This window comes from Colwellia sp. SU-HH01172, assembly GCF_057553355.1.
The window spans coordinates 458,921-476,347 of the sequence record NZ_BAAJMB010000003.1; the positions used below are offsets into that span (position 1 = coordinate 458,921).

Annotated in this window: 17 protein-coding genes; 9 read left to right on the forward strand and 8 right to left on the reverse strand. The window is 39.5% G+C overall.

Translation table 11 applies throughout. The features are described 5' to 3' along the window. Window positions 1-131: 131 nt before the first annotated feature. On the forward strand, window positions 132-722 hold the full coding sequence (locus AC27JP_RS11475; RefSeq protein ID WP_487115138.1) for a carboxymuconolactone decarboxylase family protein: 591 nt from the start codon (window positions 132-134) through the stop codon (window positions 720-722). Between the two features lie 15 nt (window positions 723-737). On the opposite strand, the gene AC27JP_RS11480 is transcribed toward AC27JP_RS11475, so the two are convergent. Continuing rightward, window positions 738-896 carry a hypothetical protein gene (locus tag AC27JP_RS11480; RefSeq protein ID WP_487115140.1) on the reverse strand — a complete coding sequence of 53 codons (159 nt, stop codon included), beginning with the start codon at window positions 894-896 and terminating at the stop codon, window positions 738-740. A gap of 125 nt (window positions 897-1,021) precedes the next feature. Further along, the gene (gene mltF / locus AC27JP_RS11485; protein WP_487115142.1) at window positions 1,022-2,467 is read right to left on the reverse strand and encodes a membrane-bound lytic murein transglycosylase MltF; all 1,446 of its coding nucleotides are present in this window, start codon (window positions 2,465-2,467) and stop codon (window positions 1,022-1,024) included. A 185-nt stretch (window positions 2,468-2,652) separates the two neighbouring features. Here mltF and purL point away from each other — a divergent pair, with 185 nt between their 5' ends. From purL to AC27JP_RS11500, 3 genes are all read left to right on the forward strand, one after another. After that, a complete protein-coding gene (gene purL, locus AC27JP_RS11490; RefSeq protein WP_487115144.1) occupies window positions 2,653-6,579 on the forward strand; it encodes a phosphoribosylformylglycinamidine synthase in 3,927 nt (1,308 codons plus the stop codon). 236 nt (window positions 6,580-6,815) lie between these two features. Next, window positions 6,816-7,091, forward strand: coding sequence for a hypothetical protein (locus AC27JP_RS11495; RefSeq protein ID WP_487115146.1), 276 nt, complete (start codon window positions 6,816-6,818; stop codon window positions 7,089-7,091). A 149-nt stretch (window positions 7,092-7,240) separates the two neighbouring features. Further along, entirely contained in the window at window positions 7,241-7,915 is a 675-nt protein-coding gene (locus AC27JP_RS11500; RefSeq protein ID WP_487115148.1) for a nitroreductase family protein, read from the forward strand. 56 nt (window positions 7,916-7,971) lie between these two features. Here AC27JP_RS11500 and AC27JP_RS11505 read toward each other — a convergent pair whose 3' ends face one another. Together AC27JP_RS11505 and AC27JP_RS11510 are read right to left on the reverse strand one after the other, a co-directional pair. Beyond that, a complete protein-coding gene (locus tag AC27JP_RS11505) occupies window positions 7,972-8,184 on the reverse strand; it encodes a hypothetical protein (RefSeq protein WP_487115150.1) in 213 nt (70 codons plus the stop codon). Window positions 8,185-8,218: 34 nt separating this feature from the next. After that, window positions 8,219-8,566 (reverse strand): ribonuclease E inhibitor RraB, encoded by a 348-nt coding sequence (locus tag AC27JP_RS11510; protein ID WP_487115152.1) that lies wholly within the window; start codon window positions 8,564-8,566, stop codon window positions 8,219-8,221. Window positions 8,567-8,770: 204 nt separating this feature from the next. Between AC27JP_RS11510 and AC27JP_RS11515 the strand changes: the two genes are divergently transcribed. Next, entirely contained in the window at window positions 8,771-9,667 is an 897-nt protein-coding gene (locus AC27JP_RS11515; protein ID WP_487115154.1) for an RluA family pseudouridine synthase, read from the forward strand. Window positions 9,668-9,738: 71 nt separating this feature from the next. Here the strand turns inward: AC27JP_RS11515 and dapA are convergent, their stop codons facing one another. From dapA to AC27JP_RS11535, 4 genes are all read right to left on the reverse strand, one after another. Continuing rightward, window positions 9,739-10,659, reverse strand: coding sequence for a 4-hydroxy-tetrahydrodipicolinate synthase (gene dapA / locus AC27JP_RS11520; RefSeq protein ID WP_487115156.1), 921 nt, complete (start codon window positions 10,657-10,659; stop codon window positions 9,739-9,741). A gap of 54 nt (window positions 10,660-10,713) precedes the next feature. Next, complete coding sequence (locus tag AC27JP_RS11525) at window positions 10,714-11,109, reverse strand: hypothetical protein (protein ID WP_487115158.1); 396 nt, start codon at window positions 11,107-11,109, stop codon at window positions 10,714-10,716. A 36-nt stretch (window positions 11,110-11,145) separates the two neighbouring features. Next, window positions 11,146-11,928 (reverse strand): hypothetical protein, encoded by a 783-nt coding sequence (locus AC27JP_RS11530; RefSeq protein ID WP_487115160.1) that lies wholly within the window; start codon window positions 11,926-11,928, stop codon window positions 11,146-11,148. A gap of 135 nt (window positions 11,929-12,063) precedes the next feature. After that, window positions 12,064-12,831: a DUF4097 family beta strand repeat-containing protein gene (locus tag AC27JP_RS11535; protein WP_487115162.1), complete on the reverse strand. Its 768-nt coding sequence runs from the start codon at window positions 12,829-12,831 to the stop codon at window positions 12,064-12,066. A gap of 166 nt (window positions 12,832-12,997) precedes the next feature. Here AC27JP_RS11535 and AC27JP_RS11540 point away from each other — a divergent pair, with 166 nt between their 5' ends. The 4 genes from AC27JP_RS11540 to AC27JP_RS11555 all read left to right on the forward strand — a co-directional run bounded on the left by AC27JP_RS11540 (window position 12,998) and on the right by AC27JP_RS11555 (window position 17,375). Continuing rightward, complete coding sequence (locus AC27JP_RS11540) at window positions 12,998-14,272, forward strand: CinA family nicotinamide mononucleotide deamidase-related protein (protein ID WP_487115164.1); 1,275 nt, start codon at window positions 12,998-13,000, stop codon at window positions 14,270-14,272. Between the two features lie 216 nt (window positions 14,273-14,488). Next, window positions 14,489-14,815: a hypothetical protein gene (locus tag AC27JP_RS11545; protein ID WP_487115166.1), complete on the forward strand. Its 327-nt coding sequence runs from the start codon at window positions 14,489-14,491 to the stop codon at window positions 14,813-14,815. 39 nt (window positions 14,816-14,854) lie between these two features. Beyond that, on the forward strand, window positions 14,855-16,540 hold the full coding sequence (locus tag AC27JP_RS11550; RefSeq protein WP_487115168.1) for a flagellar assembly protein A: 1,686 nt from the start codon (window positions 14,855-14,857) through the stop codon (window positions 16,538-16,540). 61 nt (window positions 16,541-16,601) lie between these two features. Continuing rightward, entirely contained in the window at window positions 16,602-17,375 is a 774-nt protein-coding gene (locus tag AC27JP_RS11555; protein WP_487115170.1) for a DUF2884 family protein, read from the forward strand. Window positions 17,376-17,427 lie beyond the last annotated feature (52 nt).

The window sequence follows — 17,427 nt, forward strand, 5'->3', positions numbered from 1 at the left end:
CCAACAGTTTAAATGTTTCAAAATTTAACCTCAAACCGAATATTTTTAGCACCACAGATATTGCATTTGCAACATCTACAGTGCTAAGGTGAATATAAACATAATAAGAATGACGATATGGAGAACAACCTATGCCACTAGTTACCCCATTGGCCTGTGATGAAAATGAAGAAGTTGCTGAGCTTGCCCGTTTTTTTAATGAAACCTTAGGCTTCTGCCCTAATAGTGTTTTAACCATGCAACGTAGACCTGCCATTGCTAAAGCCTTTATTAATCTTAATATGGCAGTGATGGCTAATGAAGGGAAAGTAACCGCCGAACAAAAACGCTTAATCGGCTATATAACTAGTGCCAATACAGGCTGTCGATATTGTGAAGCTCATACTATCTTAGCGGCTGAGCGCTACGGCGGCAGCGATGAACGACTAGCTAATATTTGGGACTTTCGTGCCAGTGATTTATATACCGCACCTGAAAAGGCCGCTTTTGAATTTGCCTTAGCCGCATCGAGCGTACCAAATGCCGTTAATGATGAAATTACCAATGAACTTCATAAATACTGGGATGACGGGGAAATAGTGGAAATATTGGGGGTTATTTCACTGTTTGGCTATTTAAATCGATGGAACGATTCTATGGGTACGACTATGGAAAGTGGCGCGGTAGATGCGGGAGAAAGGCTGCTTAGTAATAGTGATTGGACACGCGGTAAGCATCTTTAGTTGTTAGAGAGTGAGTTAGCTATTGGCTAGCTCGTTTTCATCATGACATGATAATTGCTCATGATTATACTGCTCAAGGGTGAATTGCAAATGACGACGATTAACAAGTCTGACTTTATTACGATGTAATGTTCTTTTTCTTTGGTTACTAGATAAACACTTTTTAGCTCTCATATTGACCTCTTTAGCATGCCAAATTACATGCCTTTTATTTTCATTATCTTAAATTTTTATACTCACGGTTATTATCACCAATCTCTATGACAGTTTCATGACATAGATTAGTTTTTATGCGTTAATTACTCAGTAACCGCTTCTTTAACATCTTTAGCTAGCTCATTTCTCGGTGCTAACTTTTTATTTTGATCATCCATCCAAGTTAAGGTGTCGTAATAACGGCGAATATTTTCAACATAGTTAACCGGTTCATCACCACGAGCATAGCCGTAGCGGGTCTTTTTATAATACTTTTTCTGTTTCAATAAGGGTAAACGCTCTTTGACCTCTACCCAACGGTCAGGATCGCCCCCTTGTTGTCGTGTTATTTCACGGGCATCATTTAAATGTCCTAAACCGATATTATATGACGCTAAGGCAAACCATAATCGATCGGGGTCAGGCACTCTTGCTGGCATGCGATCAATAAGCTGTTTAAAATACTTAGCGCCACCTCGAATACTTTGCTCCGCATCTAAGCGACTTTTTATGCCCATTTGTTTCGCAGTAGGCAAGGTTAGCATCATCATACCACGAACTCCGGTATATGAGCGGGCATGAGGATCCCAGTGTGATTCTTGATAACTTATGGCCGCGAGTAAACGCCAATCCATCTCTTGACCATATTTTTGAAATAACTCTTGATATTTAGGGAGTTTATTCTCTATCGCCTTAATAAACATACGCGTATCAACATAGTTAAACTCTTCTATGTGACCATAATATTTATCATCAAGGGCAAGTAAAACCCCGTTATGGTGTACTTGGCCAAAAAACTCTATCAAGCTTGCCAAAATTGAATCATCAGTATACTTACTGACAACCCAAGCTAAGGGATCAGCTTTACGAATAGTAAAGCCAATACTAATTTCAGGATAATACCGTCGATTAATCGCTAAAGTATTACTATCGACAACCGTATAGTCTATCTCCCCTGATAGCACACTCAGTAACAACTCTTCACTATCTAACTCATTGGTTTCAGACCAGGTTAGCTCTGCGTTACTTTGTTTTAATTGCAGTAAGTTTTCAACATGGCTAGATTGCGCAACCACAGCAAGTTTGCCAGTTAAATCACTTAATTTTCGGGGTCTGGCTTTGCCTTGCTTAAATACCAGCTTTTGACTGATATTGTCGTAACCAGGAGCAAAGCGAAACTGTTGCAGCCGCTCGTCGGTTACTGACAATCCCGCCGCTAAAAAGTCGACTTCACCACTATTTAGTTGTTCAAACAATTCATTAAGGTTGTAACTCGGCATCATTTTAAGCTCAACACCTAAAAATTCGGCATACTTTTGTGCTAATTCATATTCAAAACCTGCCGGCCCTTCTGCATCTAAATAGTAACTGGTATTACCATAAAGTGTACCTACGGTGACATAGCCTCGATCAATAATGCGTTGCAAATTTGCTGGAGATTGTTCGGTTTTACAGCCGGATAAAACCAGCGAAAATAACACTAACAACAAGGTCAAAGCATTAATAGCTTTAACTTTTTTAGCAAATGATTTTATTTGTTTTTTTATCATAGTGTCCTATTGTCACGTGAAATCATTTATTAAAAAAGCTCTTTTTACAATTTTATAAACTTAGCCCTAAAAAATTAGCCTTAATTAAGACAAATTGTTTCTCTAATCTGGTCGCTTCATCTATAATACGCGCGTTTTTTATCCTTAATTAATCTAAACCGGTGAAATAGACTATGTCGATGTTGATGAAAACCCTTCGCGGTGCGCCAGCACTATCTGAATTTAGAGTAAACAAGCTACTAAATCAGTGTTCTGAGCTGCAACTGCCCGTCACGGATATCTATGCTGAATTTACCCACTTTGCACATATTACAGAAGAATTAAATACTGAAGAAACTGAAGTTTTACAGCAACTTCTTAAGTATGGACCAACAATTGAAGAACATGAACCTGTTGGGCAATTTTTATTAGTTACTCCTCGTCCAGGCACTATTTCACCTTGGTCATCAAAATCTACCGATATAGCGCATAACTGTGGCTTAGCCAAAATTTCTCGTTTAGAGCGCGGTATCGCTTACTATGTTGTCGGCGATACATTGACCGCCGAGCAACAAGTGCAGTTAAACAACTTAATTTCAGATCGCATGATGGAAGCCGTTTTCACGGAAATGGCGCAAGCGACTACTCTTTTTGCCACCGCTGAGCCGGGTGAATTAACCGCGATTGATATTGAACATGGCGGCAAAAATGCTTTAGTTCAAGCCAATATCGACTTAGGTTTAGCCTTAGCTGAAGATGAAGTTAACTACTTATTCGAAAACTTCAGCAAATTAGGTCGTAACCCGCACGACATCGAACTTTACATGTTTGCGCAAGCAAACTCAGAGCATTGTCGTCATAAAATATTTAACGCTGACTGGACTATTGATGGCGTAAAACAACCAAAATCATTATTTAAAATGATCCGCAATACCCATGAAGTAAATCCTGATTTTGTTTTAAGTGCTTATAAAGACAATGCAGCGGTGATGGTAGGTAATAAAGGCGGTCGTTTCTTCCCGAATCCTGAAACCAATGCTTACGGTTACAACCATGAAGACATTCAAGTATTAATGAAGGTTGAAACCCATAACCACCCAACGGCTATTTCGCCATACCCAGGTGCAGCAACAGGCTCTGGTGGTGAAATTCGTGATGAAGGTGCTACAGGTGTTGGTTCTAAACCCAAAGCAGGTTTAGTGGGTTTTTCAGTATCAAACTTACGTATTCCAAATTTTGAACAGCCTTGGGAATCAGATTTCGGCAAGCCAAGTCGTATCGTTTCAGCATTTGATATTATGATGGAAGGTCCATTAGGTGGCGCGGCATTTAACAACGAATTTGGTCGTCCAGCTATTTTAGGATATTTTAGAACATACGAAGAAGAAGTGAACTCATTCAATGGTGCTGAAGTTCGTGGTTACCACAAGCCAATTATGCTTGCCGGTGGTTTAGGTAACATTCGTGATGAACACGTGCAAAAACGTGAAATTGTTGTTGGCGCACACTTAATTGCCCTTGGCGGCCCAGCAATGAACATTGGCTTAGGTGGCGGTGCAGCTTCTTCAATGGCTTCAGGTCAGTCAGCTGAAAATCTAGATTTCGCTTCAGTGCAACGTGAAAACCCAGAAATGGAACGTCGCTGTCAGGAAGTTATCGATAAATGTTGGCAACTAGGTGAACAAAACCCTATTGCCTTTATTCACGATGTTGGTGCAGGTGGTTTATCAAACGCTTTCCCTGAACTTGTTTCAGACGGCGGTCGTGGCGGTGTATTTGAACTTCGCAACGTACCAAACGACGAACGTAGCATGGCTCCACATGAGATTTGGTGTAACGAATCTCAAGAGCGTTATGTTATTGCGGTATCAGATGAAAACCTTGAAACCTTTAAAACTATTTGTGCCCGTGAACGTGCTCCTTTTGCCGTTGTTGGCCGCGCAACAGAAGAAGAGCAGTTAACCGTTACTGATGAGCATTTTGCAGGCAATGATAAATTAGATACACCAATTGATTTACCGCTTGACGTATTATTAGGTAAAACACCAAAAATTTTCAAAGACGTTGCCACTAAGACAGCTGCAGGTGATGAATTACCGTTAGCAGATATCGACCTAACAGATGCTGCTGACAGAATTTTATCATTACCTACGGTTGCTGAAAAAACTTTCTTAATCACCATTGGCGACCGCTCAGTAACTGGCATGGTTAATCGCGATCAAATGGTTGGCCCTTGGCAAGTTCCTGTGGCTGACTGTGGTGTTACCGCGTCAGCACTTGATTCTTACCACGGTGAAGCGATGTCACTAGGTGAACGTACGCCAGTGGCATTACTTAACTTTGGCGCCTCGGCTCGTTTAGCTGTAGCTGAGTCATTAACCAACATTGCTGGTACTGATATCGGAGATTTAAACCGTATTAAGCTTTCTGCAAACTGGATGTCGCCAGCTGGCCACCCAGGTGAAGATGCGGGTTTATACGAAGCAGTTAAAGCCATTGGTGAAGAACTTTGTCCTGCTCTTGGTTTAACTATCCCAGTAGGTAAAGACTCTATGTCGATGCGTACGCAATGGGAAGATAACGGTGAAGAAAAATCAGTAACCTCGCCAATGTCATTAATTATCACCGCTTTTGGTGTTGTTGAAGATATTCGCAAAACTGTTACACCACAATTACGTACTGACTTAGGCGATACGCGCATCGTTGCAATCGACTTATCTAAAGGTAAAAACCGTTTAGGTGGTTCGTGTTTAGCGCAAGTTTACAAGCAGCTTGGTAGCGAAACGCCAGATGTTGACAGCCCTGAAACCTTAAAAGGTTTCTTCAATGCCATGCAAACCTTAGTACGCGACGAAAAATTAGTGGCTTACCATGATAGATCAGACGGTGGTTTATTTACCTCGGTTGTTGAAATGGCATTTGCAGGCCATACCGGTGTTGATATTGACTTAAGCGCATTAACGTCTGCTTCAGGCAATGATGTTGACGTATTGTTCAACGAAGAATTAGGCGCGGTTATTCAAATTCGCGAAAGCGATATTGATGCCACTCATACGGTATTAGCCGAGCACGGTATTTTAGAATACTGTACAGACATTGGCCGTATTAACAATGAAGACACCATCCGCTTTAGCCGCGACGGCGAAGTTGTATTAGAAAATTCACGCACTTACTACCGCACAACGTGGGCACAAACCACGTTTAAAATGCAATCACTGCGTGATAACCCAGAGTGTGCGCAGCAAGAACACGACGTTAAATTCGATACTGAAGATCCGGGTTTAAACACCGAATTGAGCTTTGATATCAATGAAGACGTTGTTGCAGAGCTTATCGCTAAAGATGCTCAAAATGGCACTAACCCACGCATCGCAATTTTACGTGAGCAAGGTGTTAACTCTCATGTAGAAATGGCAGCAGCATTTGATCGCGCCGGTTTTATCGCCATTGACGTGCATATGTCTGACATATTATCAGGTCGTACTGATTTAGCTGATTTTAACGGCTTAGTTGCTTGTGGTGGTTTCTCATACGGCGATGTATTAGGTGCTGGTGAAGGTTGGGCAAAATCAATCTTGTTCAACAAAGATGCCAAAGCCATGTTTAAAGCTTTCTTCGAACGTGAAGATACTTTCTCTTTAGGTGTTTGTAACGGCTGTCAAATGTTGTCTAACCTAAAAGAAATTATTCCTGGCTCAGAAGCTTGGCCTCGTTTTGTACAAAACAAATCAGAGCGCTTTGAAGCGCGCTTTAGCTTAGTAGAAATTCAAGAAAACCCATCTATCTTCTTTGAAGGTATGGCGGGCTCTCGTATGCCAATTGCTGTTTCTCACGGTGAAGGACGTACTGAATTTAGCTCTGATGAAGCCATTGATGCGGCTAATGAATCAGGCACAGTTGCGATGCGTTATGTTGATAACTATGGCCAAGTAACAGAAACCTACCCGGCGAACCCTAACGGCTCTCCAGACGGGATCACAGCGCTTACTACAACAGATGGTCGCGTAACTATTATGATGCCACACCCTGAGCGTGTATTCCGCACGGTTTCAAACTCATGGCACCCAGACGAATGGCAAGAAGATTCTCCTTGGGTACGTATGTTCCGTAACGCGCGTAAATTTATTGGCTAATTTGTAAATTTATTCGTTACGTTAAAGTTTAAAAAGCGCCCTAGGGCGCTTTTTTACTAAGCTCATTCAACGCAATATACGAAAAATAAAAAAGACTAAACCCAAGCTGCTATCTAGGTTATAAAGTTAGCCTCTTTCATATATCATTTTTGAATAGATATAGCCTTATGTATTCCCCTTAGTTTATTTATACTGATTGATTAGACATTCATAACTCATCAGTAAGTAGCTAAGCCTTGAAAACAAGTTCACAACTAAAGCCATTACCCAAACATAAAACAATGCTCGCTGTTTATACTTGGCTGCGCATAGCATTAAGTTATTGTGTTATTGGCGCGGTAATAACAAGCTTAGTGTCAGCTTATATTCAAGAAGTTCATTTACTGATTGTCAGCCTGATCATGGCAACCTTTTTGTCTATTGGAGTTTACCAAGCAGAAGTAATTCGTCGCCGTACGGGGTTGAATAACTATCTTGATAAACTATCTCGACAAACACACCGCCAGTTTTAATATAGCCTCTAGCTAAGCTTAAAGTGGTTAATAGCCTTAGCGCCAGAAAACCAAATATAATTCAGGCCCTGAATAGACTTTTCAAACAATAACACTTGCTTTGTAATTTATTTTTTCGCTAAGCTAAACGAAAAAAAATAGGAAGTTATATGCAAGCCCACGACGCGTCACCGTTAAGCGATTATATTGAGTACCCAAGTGAAGAGATGCTTGAGCGTTCAGCACAGTTCTATGAAAATATTAAACGTCGCCATAGTATTCGTAGTTTTAGTGATCGCCCTGTTGCTAAAGAAGTGATTGAAAATTGTATCAAAGCGGCGGGAACCGCACCCAGTGGCGCTAATCATCAGCCATGGCATTTTGTTGCCATTAATGATGCTGAGGTTAAAAAGCAAATTCGTCAGCAAGCTGAAATTCACGAGAGTAATTTTTATCAAGGCCGTGCTGGCGAAGAATGGTTAGATGCGTTAAAGCCATTAGGTACAGATGCAAACAAACCTTATTTAGAACATGCCCCATGGCTGATTGCTATATTTAGTGAAAAGAAAGGCGGTATTTCGATTGAAGAAAAAAATACTAACTACTATGTTCACGAGTCAGTGGGGATTGCTACTGGCTTTTTAATTAACGCCCTGCACTCTAGCGGCTTAGTAACTTTGACTCACACGCCTAAGCCGATGTCATTTTTAAGTAAGGTTTGTGGCCGTGACGATAACAGTCGACCTTACATGTTATTAATTGCTGGCTACCCGAGTGACGATGCAACTGTGCCACACCATGCCACTACCAAGAAAAATTTGGCAGATATTGCGACATTTTTATAATAAATAAGTTACTAAAAAGCTAAGTAAATTTCATCAACTACAAAGTTACTTAGCTTTTATAAAACAAAGTCTAATGCAATATTGGTACAGCCTTTAGCGCAATATAACCCGGTTGTTTGCTTGTCTTCAGGTAATACAACACGAATGGCGGTACCACAATGCTGGCAGGAAATATCTCGCCCCGCCAACACTTTTTTAATTATCGCTTTTTGAGCATTAAATGATTTAGCACTGACTTTTTTAAGTCGACTAAATTGTTGTTCTTCCATGCTATTTTCCTAGCTTAATCGTTAACAGGTAATGTTACTTACTAGCGTCAACGCAATACCAGCCGTCGTACTTACCCGAAAATGGCGTGGCACTGGTGGTTAATAATTCTTGATACGCGGCAATATTTTCATAACTTGCCGACATAAATGGATAGGCAGTAATTTCCCATGGAAATTCTTCGTCACCTTGGTACGGGCAAAACGATAATTTTTGATTGTTTTCTAACAGTAATTGACCAAACTTTAATGCTTGTTCTTGCTCAGAGAAAATAACCGAAAATTCAAATTCTCTTTCAACGGTTAAGTCATCACCACCTTCTAACATTCCCCATAATGCATTACCAACATTGTCTAAAGGAAATAATTCTTCATTACGTTGCATTTTTTGCTCTCAATTAGTTTTACTATTACTTGCCATTTTATCGCTCTATGACAATAAAAACCAAGCTCAATTGCCTTAAATTGAATAGATAGTGAATTTTTAATTTTATTTTATCGAACAAGTAGTCAAGTTATCGATTCAAGCGCCAATTTTCACAATAAATTTGTTAAACTGATCAACAAGAAAACATTGAGTAGGTTCGTTTTGAAAAAATTTGAATGTCATATCAACATTGATCGTAGCATCAGCATTATTGAAGCCTTGCAACTGCAATGCGATGTTAGTGTCGGTGAGTTAAAAAAAGCCATTGATAAGGGCGCGTTATGGCATAGTCGTGGCAAAACAACTCAACGTTGTCGTCGCCTAAAAAAAACCTTAACTATCGGTGATAAACTGCACTTTTACTACGATGAAAATGTGTTAAACCAAAGCCCTACGCCAGCAAGATTAATTGCAGATTTAACCGACTACAGTGTTTGGTATAAGCCCTATGGTATGTTGTCACAAGGCTCAAAATGGAGTGATCACTGCACTATTACTCGCTGGGCGCAAAAGAACTTACAACCAGAGCGGGCAGTATTTGCTGTTCATCGACTCGACCGTGCGGCCACAGGACTAATTTTAGTTGCTCACAGTAAAAAAGCGGCGCGTGCCTTGAGCAAGATGTTTGAACAGCACGAATTAGAGAAAACCTACCAAATTATTGTGCACGGTGATCACCAACAACGTCCGCAACCAGAAACAGTTGAATTAGCCATTGATGGTAAGCCAGCTTGTAGTCATTTTTCACACCTTAGTTATGAAAAAGCAAACGACTTGTCATTGTTACAAGTGAATATTGAATCAGGCCGTAAGCACCAAATACGTATTCATGCGGCCAGCATAGGTTTTCCGGTACTTGGCGACAGACTGCATGGACAACAAAAAAGCGACGAGCCAAATAACAGTGACGAAAAGCAATTAGACCAGCAAGTTGATTTGCAGCTTTGTGCTGTACAACTTAAATTTACCTGCCCTATTCACAATATTGAGCATGACTTTGCATTGCCTGCAGACTTGCGTCCAAAATTTACAAGGTTAACCCTAGCCTTGTCTAAATAAATTCTTCTAATAGCAAAACGGTGAGCATAAGCTCACCGTTTTTAAAGATTACCTGAACAACTAAATAGCGATTAATAGCTATATTTGAAATCTTCATCTGCCATTAAGTTTAACTGCTCGCCAACAAGTTCCTGTTGAGATAATTCAGATAACAAGGCTAAACCTTGTTCACGTTGTGCTTTCGTTAATGCTTTATATGGCATTCTAAAAATAGGTGCTACAGCACCAGTCATCATCAAGGTGGTATTTATAGCAATAGGGTTTGGCTCACAAAACAGCCAATTCATTAGCGGCTGTAACTGCTTATTAAGGGCCTCATTTGGTGAGTCCATTAGTTTACGCATTAAACCCGGAACAATGTTCGACGTAACTGAAATTACACCGTGTGAGCCATGTTGATGGCGCCCTACGGCGCTTTCGTCATCGTTACCTGACCAACAGGCAATGCCACGTTCTTCATAATAGGCAATACGATCATTTCCCGCACATTCTTTTACACCTATAAAGTTTTTGTGTTTTGAAAGCGGTTCAATTAAATCAGGCGTTAAATCTTGTCCGGTGCGACCCGGTACGTTATAGATAAATGCCGGACCAATATCTAAAACTTTTTCAAAATGAGCGCTAACACCAGCAAAAGAACTGCGACCATAATATGGGTTAATTTGTAATGCCGCATCCATTCCTGTTGCAAAGCCGTGTTGTGTGGCTTTTATCGCTTCACGAGTGTTATTACTGCCAGTATTACCGATAATTAATAAGTCTTTTCCGTGTTTATGCACACTGTGGGCAATCAGAATTAAATGCTCTTCCCAGGTTAACAAGTGCCCTTCACCTGTTGTGCCACCAACAACAATACCGTCTACGCCCGCCTTTACTTGTTGAGCAACTAACTGGTCATAGGTATCAAAATCTATATCACCTTTAGCATTGAAAGGTGTTTTAATCGCGGTAATTAAACTGGCGGCTTTAATTTGCTTCATTGGAGTTCTCAACAAGGTAATTAATGTAAACGGATAAATTAGAAATATTGAATTTTCATTCAGGTATTAACTAAGCGCAATATTATCAATAACTCGCCGTAGGATAAACACTTCATTGGTTAAGATATGTTGATATTCGAATATTTGGCTATTTAACGTTAATACCCGATAGGCATGGTAATTATCTTCATGGGTTAAATCGGCGGCGTAATGCTCATCATCAATAAATTCACTTTTACTGATAGTAAAATGTATATCGCCAACAAGCCCCCAATCACCAGACTCAACGGTTTGCTCACTAATGTTACCGACATCATCATGTTGGATAAAGGTAAATTCATAATGGCCATCTTCTGACATTTGCGCATATTCAGTGAATGCATTTCCGGCATCATCATGCTCACTCCGGTACCATTTACCACACAAAAATGTGCGATGAAAACATTCGTTTTGTTCTGACATGTGCAAGAAACTCTCTATAAGTTAAGATCTAAATAACTACTTGGGCAGGACTTCATTGACCTTGTATTTAGCTTTAATACTGGCAACTAATTGCTTATTGTTTTTTAAAAACAGATTGAACTCTTTAATAATATGAGGGTGATGAATTGAAGAAAAGTGGTAAGCATAGTCTTCATGCTTAATACCTTCATTTAATACAATCTCATCATCTTGATGGCCAAGTAGCTTTAAATTGTAATCAATCACATTCTTATCAATATTGGTTGCTTGCAGGTTACCACGTAACATATGTTTGACAATACTATAAGGCGAAGACACCTCGACTAATTCAAGCGAGTTATCTTGCACCCTGTCATACCACAAAGTAGGAAAGAAACCGAAAATGGTCCCTAAACGAGTAATATCTTTACGAGCAATATTTTTGTTTTTCTTTAGAACAAATGATCCCGCCATTAAGCGCAACACGGGCTCGCTATAGGTAATATTGAGTTCCTTAGAGTCGCCTTCACGCCAACGAATATTATCTGGGAATTTAAAGTCTATGGCTTCTTCCATATACCACTTATCAAACCTTTTAACCGGCAATGGTAAAAACTTAAATTGGTAACCTTGTGTGTTAAAGAATGTGCTCAACAGTTCTTTGGTAAAACTCGCTTTATTAGGCAGCTCGGCAGAAAAGTCATATAACGGATAATAACTAACATCTTCAACACCAATAACATATTCCTTCGCCTTAATAGTGCCTATTAAAGAGTGCGTGAAAATAATGGAGAATAGGATCAGGAAAACGAACCATTTTGTATTTATTATTTGCTTCAATTGATAACCTAATAGCGCTAATTACTACTATTATACTCATAATAGTGTAAATAATTCAGAGCCGTTAACAGAAATAAAAAAAAGCCAGTATCTTTACTCGCTTTTTTATTACTCATTGTCGGTTAATTATATAGACTAGTGACTCATTAACTTAACACTGCCATTAACACTTTCCATGGTAATTTTAATATCGCCATTGCCGACCTCACCGTTTAAGTGACGTCCAGTGAACATGTTCTTTTCAGCGACCAAACCAAAGTCTGTTTTAATACTGCCATGCATGGTTTCTGCTTCCACCGTTGCACTTAACGATTTAGGCATTGAAACTTTAATGCTGCCGTTAACTGTTTCAACATCAATACGGTCTAAATCATTCGATAACTCAGCATAGGTAATTTTAATACTGCCATTAACCGAGCTAAATTCACCATTATTTGCAAGACCATGGGCCTTAATAGAACCATTAACAAGTTCAGCATTTACTTCGCCTTTTACATCATTAATTGTCAATGAACCATTAACAAGGTCAATATCAGATAACGAGGTATCACTTGGTACGCTGACAATATATTCAACTTTGCCAGAATTGCTATTTCGTCCCCAGCCCTGTTTTTCTTTATATCGAGTTTCAACATTTACCCCAACAGACGTTTGTTTCATATCAACAATAATATTTTCGCGATCATCTTGGTTATCGGCAGTGATAGTGGCAGTCACTTTAATCTCGGCTTTATCCCAAGATGATATTTTTACCGAACCATTAACATTATCAAGTCGAAATGAAGCGTTATCACTAACATCGAACGATTGCACAATCTCGTCAATCACATCGGCATGAACTGAAAAACTTAACAGAGTAACCATACTGGTTGTTGAAATTAACTTTACCAAAGAAGAACGCATAATATTTCCTATAACTTATTCATAGTTGTTTAACTAGTTAGTCACGGGATTTATGAAAAAGGTTTAAAACAAACTTAAAAATAAAATTCCCTATGATTTTTCTCAGTAATATAGTCTTTTTTTCGCTACTATGGCATTACTAAATTTTGTCAGGATTATTTGCACTATGGACACTAGAGTAAGCTTACTGCTAACCGGCAGTGAATTGATGAATGGTGACGTTGTTGATACCAATTCAGTGTTATTTGCTCAACAGCTAAATGACGCGGGCTTAAGTATTAGTAAAAAAATCACCTTAGGTGATGACGAGAACTTACTTGCCTACGAAATAACTAGGCTCAGCAAAGAGTCAGACTTACTGATTATTAATGGCGGATTAGGACCAACGGCAGATGATCTAACCGCGCAAGTTTTAGCTAACGCTTGCCAAGTAAAATTACAACTGAACCAACAGGCACATCAACACTTAGTTTTGTGGGCAGAAAAGCGCAATACAATACTGAACGAGCCAAATTTAAAACAAGCCTATTTACCTGAAAATAGCACTGTCATCGCCAATAAAACTGGCAGTGCCGTTGGTTTTAGTCTTGAGCTAAATCAATGTCTCGTTATTTGCACCCCTGGCGTTCCTAGTGAACTAACTCATATGTTAAGCGATGAAATAGTCCCACTATTGCAAACACATTTCCCTAGCCCTACCGATCACGACATTAGGCGCCTGCACCTTTTTGGTATTGGAGAATCAAGCCTTCAAGCGTTAATTAACCAGTCATTACCTAACTGGCCAGCAGAAATCAGCATCGGTTTTCGGGCAGCAATGCCAATTCTCGAATTAAAGCTAGTAACACATTGCCAAAAAGGTCGAACGTTAATCCCTCAATGGTTAGAACAATTAACGCTATTATTGGGTGATCATATTTTAGCTAGCGGCGCCAATGAAAATACCACCTTAGCGGACTATCTTGTGCCTTTGCTAATAGACTCAAAGCAAAAAATCACCGTCGCAGAATCTTGTACCGGAGGTCTCATTGCCAGCCAAATCACTGCCATTTCAGGGGCTTCTGCTATTTTCGAGGCTGGATTTGTTACTTACTCAAATGACATGAAAAGTAAAATGCTCGGCGTGCCTAAAGCGACATTGGTAAAACATGGCGCGGTTAGTAAAGAAACGGTGTTAGCAATGGCCCATGGCGCCTTAATGAATTCAGGAGCAGACTTTACCATAGCCGTATCCGGCATTGCCGGGCCTGATGGTGGCACAGCAGAAAAGCCCGTAGGTTCAGTTTGGATTGCTTGGGGAAATAAAGAACAAATACAAGCAAAATATTACTGTATTCCGGTTTCAAGAAACTATTTCCAGCAAATTGTTGCCGCACGCAGTTTAGATTTAGTTAGAAGAATGTTAATAAAGAGTAACGAAATAGCTTGTTACGATAAGTAAACAGATATTCCGCTACTATATTGCGGTGTCGGTGGCTTTAGTATTGCTTAGTCGTTCAAATCTTTATATATTTGATGCCATTATATGTTATTTCTATAAATAAATTTTTCGGTTGCGGGTAAATGACAAAGTTTATTTAACTGGAAGGAAAAATACGTCTATAACCGTTATAATCAACAAGTAGCATAGTGATTGATTCTCAAGAGGGAGAGCATTTTGATTGACAAAAATTATATAACTAGTGGTCGTAATACGATTATTCATAAAAACAAAAAGATTGATCTACTCGTGGTCAACGGCGCACATCCTGTTGTTATAGTGAGCAATGTCGGCATGGGTTTATATAAAGGTGCCATTCCGCAAAAGCGTTCGGAAGCCAAAAAAGCCTATCAAGAAGTTGTTGATGTCAGCATGACCGAAGTTTTTGGTGAAGAAAAAACCTTAGTCTTTGTGCAAGCAATGGACAATAAAGAGTATAAAATAGATTATTCAAAAGTCGGTACCGCAAATTTTATCAAAGTTCATCAAGAAAATTATATTTAAGGAACGTCAAAATTTCGTAAATAATGGAGTTATACGAGTGTGAGCAAGGCAAACTTAGTAGCAAATAATAAAAACAATATAGACCTAGTGCTATCTCCAGTTAAAACAACGACACCGTTAACTGAAGTCCATATTCATGAGCTAATTGAAAGCTCAGAATTTAGTAATTTGTATGTTGACAATGGCAATATAAAAAATGCCATTGCTGAATTAAATAGTGTTTTAAAACCCTTACAAGCAAACCAACCCGGTCGCGAGATAAAGTATCAAGTTCTTGAACGTCGTGACGCCACTATTACCATCAGCGTTGAAAACGATAACATGTCGGCTTCGGCAGAAATATCTACCGCATTAGGAGGCAAGCACATGAGTGCAAAAGCCATCTTAAATGCGGCACAAGAAGCCGGTGTATGCAAAGGCTTTAGCAAGGAACAATTAATTAAACTTGCTAAACAAGCGGCAAAGGAGCCAGCGGGTTCATTAGTCAAAGGTGAAATCGCTCAGGGTAAGTTGCCTATTGATGGCAAAGACTCGCGCATAAAGCTGCTTGTTGAAAGTGCTCAAGATCGCATTTTAAAGCCGAAAAAACGTGAAGATGGTAGCGTTGATATGCGTGATCTTGGTGACATTATCTGTGTCAAAGTAGGAGATCCTCTGGCTAAAAAAATCCCATTAACTGAAGGTATTCAAGGTTATACCGTTACTGGTGATTTATTAGAGCCAACCCCCGGCAATGATTTGGAAATGCACGTCGGTGACGGTACAACATTAAGCCCGAAAAATAACAGCATTTTGGTCTCCACCTTAGTTGGCCTACCGCGAATTATCGAAAATGGTATGGAAGTAGATAATGTTTATCAAATCAAGAATGTTGATATCAGTACCGGTCATGTAAAATTCCAAGGCAGTGTAATTATTGACGGTGATGTTTGCGAGGGTATGAAAGTTCATGCAACCGGTGATATTTCTGTTGGTGGTTTTGTTGAATCGGCAACCTTAGAAGCCGGTGGTGATATTACTATCGGCACAGGCATTATTGGTAAAAAGCAAGAAGTTGAAGACCTAGACGTTTCGCAAATTAGCATGAGTGTTAATATTAAAGCGGCAGGAAAAGTTTTTGCTAAATATAGTCAATATGCGGAAATTAGTTGTGACTCGCTACGTATCGAAAACCAAATGATGCACAACATTGTCAAAGTTGACTCAACGCTTTGGGTAGGCACCGAAGAGAAGCCTAACGGTAAACTCATTGCCGGTTATATTCGAGCGGGAGAATCGGTTCGAGCAGGTACCGTTGGCGCAACGGCAGGTAGTACCACCATTATCTCTTTTCAAGATAAAGTGAATCAATACTTAGAGCAAATAGCAGCGCTTGATGAATCGATAACAATTGAATCCGATAAAACCTCTGAACTTAAAGCTGCGGTAAACAAACTGAAAAAATTACCGAAAGATAAAGCTAAGCCTGAAATGCTAGCAAAAGTATTATCGACCTATCAGCATCACGCTAAAAAAATGGGGCAATACTTATCAGAAAAAGAATCAATTGAAGAAACTATACAAGAGTACATGACCAGTGTTTATGTCGAGGCAACAGAAAGAGTGTATCATGGCGTGCAACTTAACGTTGGTGAATACCATGACAGAACCCGTCGTGAATACGGTCCAAGCCGATTAATTTACAAAGAACGGAAAATTCATATCGATCCTATTGTAACAACATAACTTTCACCGTTTTGTTGTTACATTATACTTGATAGTAATATTTGCAGCTCTGGAGTTTATCATGGCATTTATTGCCCGCAGCTTATTGTTCATAAGCTTTTTTTCTAGCATTGCTCAAGCACAGCAATGCGACATTAACTTTACCCACGGTGTCATTATCGACCCTGCTCATATCCGTATTGTTAATCACGGCCAAACCTATGTGCAAGTAAATGGTCAACATCAACTTTTTGTTAATGGCAGAGAAGTTCAATTAAGCACAGAGCAGCAAAAACAATTAAGTGAATATAGTACCGGTATTAGAGCAGAAGTACCGGCAATTGTTTCTATTGCCATTGAGGGTGTTGAGCTGGGCTTAAAAGCAGTAAACAAAGTTATAAGTGGCTTAACCGGTGAAAATAGTGCCTCTCATCAACAGTTTCAAGAAAAGTTTGATGAGATGAAATGGCGATTGCGCGCTAGATTTAATCATAGCGATGACAGTTACTACATAGCACCGCAAGACTTTGACGATTTTGATGAAGTTTTTGCGGGTGAGTTTGAAAAAGAAATAGAGTCGATTGTCTCCGATTCTGTTGGCACCATTTTAATTGCCGTTGGCGAAGCTATGACCCATCGCGAAGAACAAAGTAGTGAGCAACGTGTTGAAACCTTTGATCAACGTATAGAGACCATGGCTAATGACATCAAGCTAGGCATTAGCAACCAAGCTAACGCGTTAGAGGTTAAAGCTGAAAAAATTTGTGCTCGTCTGATCGCACTAGATGAAATAGAAAATAAATTACAGCTTGAAATCCCAGCATTGTCTGAGTTCAATTTAATAGAAACCAATTAGTTTTATTTTCTGACAAGTATAAAAAAGCCTACAATTGCAGGCTTTTTATGTT